Source organism: Pseudonocardia lacus (assembly GCF_018531445.1).
Classification (GTDB): domain Bacteria; phylum Actinomycetota; class Actinomycetes; order Mycobacteriales; family Pseudonocardiaceae; genus Pseudonocardia; species Pseudonocardia lacus.
On the sequence record NZ_JAHDTH010000377.1, the window covers coordinates 1 to 3,684 of the forward strand.

Consider the following 3,684-nt stretch of genomic DNA (forward strand, 5'->3'; position numbering starts at 1 on the left):
GGCCGCGGCCCGGTCCGGTGGGCGCGCCACCGGACGTCGGCGGGTCCGCCGGCGCCGCGGGCGGGGCCAGCTCGGCCAGGACCGCGAGCGCGGCCAGCTCCGTGCCAGGCCCGACGAGCCCGCGCAGCGCCCCGGAGGCGTGGGCGGCCAGGGTGGTCCACTCGGCCTCGGTGAGTCCCTCCTCCGTCGATCGGGCCCTGTCCAGCAGGTTGTCCGGGGCGACCGCCCACAGCGCATCGGCGCGCGTGAAGCCCGCCAGCTGCAGCAGGACCGGCAGGTCGAGACCGGCCATCTCGGATCCGTCCGGCAGGCCGAGCGCGGACAGCAGCGCGGCCCGCACCCGCGGCTCGGTCCACTCCTCCGGGCGGAGGGGGCCGGCGACGCGCTGCTGGCCGGCCCGCTGGGTGTCCGCCGCGGTGTGCTCGCCGAGCACGGCGCGGACGGCGGTGATGACCGGGTCGGGCACCCCGGCGGCGCGCAGGGCGGCCGTCGACGTCCCCCGGACCCGGGAGATCGTGGTGATCCCCGCCCCGCTCGACGCCGAGTCGCCGACCAGTGCCCGGTACGCCTCGTCCCGTAGGCCCTCCGGCAGCTGCTCGATCAGCTCCTCGATCCGGTCCTCCCGGCCCCAGAGCGGCACCTCGACCGGCCACAGGACGTCGTCCTCGACCGTCCGCAGCGACGTGCGCACCTCCGACCAGCTGCCGGGGCCGTGCCCGAGCCGGGCAAGGGCCGTGTCGCGCTCCGCCTGCAGGGTGCGGACACCACGGCCGGGAGCGTCGCGCAGCGCCTGCACCGCGCCGTCGACGATCGGACCCACCTCGTCCGGCGCGACGCCGAGGTGCTCGGCGATGGCGGCCCGCGGGACACCACGCGCGTACTCGTGCAACGCCTGCAGCGCCCGGGGCTCCAGGGTGTGCAGCCGCAGCGGCTCGCGATCGCCCGCGTGGGCCGCCGCACCCGCCGCCTCCCGCTCGGCCAGCAGCCGCCCGGCCACCGCGACCGTGGCCGCGAGCTCCGCCGGTCCCATCCCCAGCGCGCCACCGAGCTCCGTGGCGCGCTCCAGCTCGGTGAACGTCTGGGCGAGCCGGACGACCTCGACCAGCTCCGCGGCCAGCTCCTCATCCGTGAACCGGTGCGGCGCCTGCTCCCGCTGCGGGATGAGCTCGGTCAGCCGCTGCAGCGCGGCCCGCCCCTCGGCCGTGGTCGACCGGTCGATCGCCGACCGGGCGTCCGCCTGCGCCCTTTCGAGCACGTCCGCGGCGACCGTCGCCCCCGGCAGCGGCTCGCCGCGGTACAGCGCGGCCAGTTGGGCGCGGTCGAGCCCGGCGGTGCGGGTCGCGTTCCACAGCGCCTGGTCGGCGGCCGAGGCGGTGATGTGCACCGGGGTCTCGGCGGAACGCGTGGTGACCGCGCCGCCGGACTCCGCCTCGGCGTACAGCCGAACCCGCGCGACCAGCGCGTCGTAGGCGGGGCCGACCAGCTCCCCGGTGATCCCCGGCGCCTCCTGCACACCCGGCGCCCGGTGGACGGGGTTGGTCAGCTGCTGGACGGCGCGGTCCTCCAGCGACCAGAGCACCTCCGACGAGCCGTGCTCGCCCTGCCGCCCGGCCCGGCCGCGGGCCTGCCACTCCACCCGCGACGAGGCCGGCAGCTCGGCGATGATCACGTGCAGGCCGCGTCCCGGCCGGTTCAGCCGCTCCTTGGTCGCCGTGACCCGCTGGTCCGCCTGCCGCCACAAGGCATCGAGCTCGGCAGCGGTCGGCTCGCCCGGCTGCTGCCGGCGCTCGTCCAGCAACTGCCGGTACACCGCTCGGACATCGCCGCCCAGCCTGATGTCGACCCCGCGGCCGATCACGTTGGTGGCCACGGTCACCGCTCCGGGCAGGCCCGCCGCAGCGATGGTCTCCGGGGCGTTGGCCATGTCCTGCTGGCGAGCGGTCAGCACCCGGTGCTCCACCCCGGCCTCGGTGAGCGCCTTCCCGAGCGCCTCCGCCTCCGGGATCGAGCCCGCCACCAGCAGCACCGGGTCCACCGGTCCGTCAGCCCCGTGCGCGGCGCGCAGCGACAGCACCCTGGCCACCGCCGCGGCGTTCCTCGCCTCCGCCGTCGCGAAGCCCCGCGGATCGAGGTCGACGCGCTGCGGCCGCACGTGCGGCGGGACGTAGTCGACCTCCTTGCCGAGCATCCGGAACGTCGCGAGCGCGTCGCCGATGGTGCCGGTCGCCCCGCCGAAGTCACCGCCGGCGCGCAGCAGGTCGACGACCGTCATCTCGCCGACGGTGCGCATGCCGGACCGGACCCGGACCCCGTCACCCCGGTGCTTGTACTCGAGTGCCTGGTGCAGGCCCCCGCTGTAGCGCTGGCCGGGCTTCGCGTCCCCGTGCACCCGGTCGATCGGCACGACCACGCGGTTCTCGATGACGTAGTCCACGCCGAGGGTCATCCGGCTGGCGGCCAGCGCCTCCTCCACCTGCCGCCGCAAGGCGGCCGACTGCGACGGCGACAGGCCCTCACCGTGCCTGCTGCCCACCGCCTCCCAGCCCGCGTCGGTCAGCCACGTGCCGCCACCCCTGCCCTGCACGTGCACCCACGGGTCGAGGTGCGCGGCGATCTCGGCCGCCTTCATCAGGTCGTCCACGGACACCGTCAGCGCGCCGGTGTAGTGGCCGATCCGGTGGCGGTTGTACAGCTCCTCCTTGAGCAGGTCGATCTCGTCGACGAGGCGGTACAGCGGCCCTTGCGGCCATGGCGAACCCGCCTGCCCGGCGTCGGTCCGGTAGAGCTGGTCGAAGACGAACTCGCTCCACGCCCCGATGGTGATCCGCGCCTGGTACGCCTGCTCCCGGCCGCCAGGCTGCCCCCCGCGCACGGTCGCGACGGTGAGGTCGGGCAGATCCATCAGCTCGGCCACCACCCGCAGCGTCCGCTCCATCTCCGGGACGAGGCCGTCGCGGTTCAGGAGGATCTGCACCCGCCCGGTCGGCCCACCCTCGATGATCTTGGCCAACGCGGCGACCGCGATCGCGAGCGTCTTGCCCTCGCCGGTGAGCTGTTCGACGACCCGGCCGTCCAACATCGCCAGGGCGCCCATGATCTGCTCGGCGCGCGGGCGCGTGCCGGTGGCCGCCTCGACGAGCGCGCAGCCGGTCGCCACGCAGTCGACGGCGGTCCGGTTCGGCTCCGTCCCGTCCAGCAGCCGCTCGACCTGCGTGCGCAGCGCGGCGACGTCCACGGTCCGCAGGCCATCGCCACCGGTGGGGATCAGCTCGTCGATCCGCTGCCGCACCTGCGCGAGCGCGTCCCGGTAACGGGCCGTGGTGCGTTGCTCGGCAACCTCCCGGTTCTTGCCGAAGCTGAACCGGGACCTCGCGGTCGGCTGACCGGCCGCGGTGTCGGGCGTCGCCGCCGACGGCGGCGGGCCCCGCCCCGGGTTCGGGGCGTCGTTGCGGGTGACCTCGACGGGCGCCTCGGTGGGCTTGCCCTCGGTGGACCGGGTGCTCACATCCGGCGCCGGCGGCTCGTGCACGGCCGGGTTCGGTCCGCTGGCCGCGGTCTCGGAGCCGGACCGCGGGCGGCCGCTGCCGATGCTGCCTGAGCCGCTGCCGGTGATCGCGTCCGGCTGCGGCCCGGGCGCCGGCAGCGGGTCCTCTCCGCCGCCCGCGCGGCCGGGCCGACCGGTCC

The 3,684-nt window shown here is 76.3% G+C and carries 1 protein-coding gene and 1 pseudogene; one reads left to right on the plus strand and one right to left on the minus strand.

Annotated elements, in window-relative coordinates:
- Nucleotides 1–3,505: preprotein translocase subunit SecA (locus KIK08_RS38035; protein WP_214408160.1), on the minus strand; the 3,505-nt coding region annotated here is incomplete at its 3' end.
- Between KIK08_RS38035 and KIK08_RS38040 the strand changes: the two are divergent.
- Nucleotides 3,498–3,684 (plus strand): annotated as a pseudogene (locus KIK08_RS38040) (hypothetical protein); the annotation flags it as partial. The gene KIK08_RS38035 and the pseudogene KIK08_RS38040 overlap by 8 nt on opposite strands.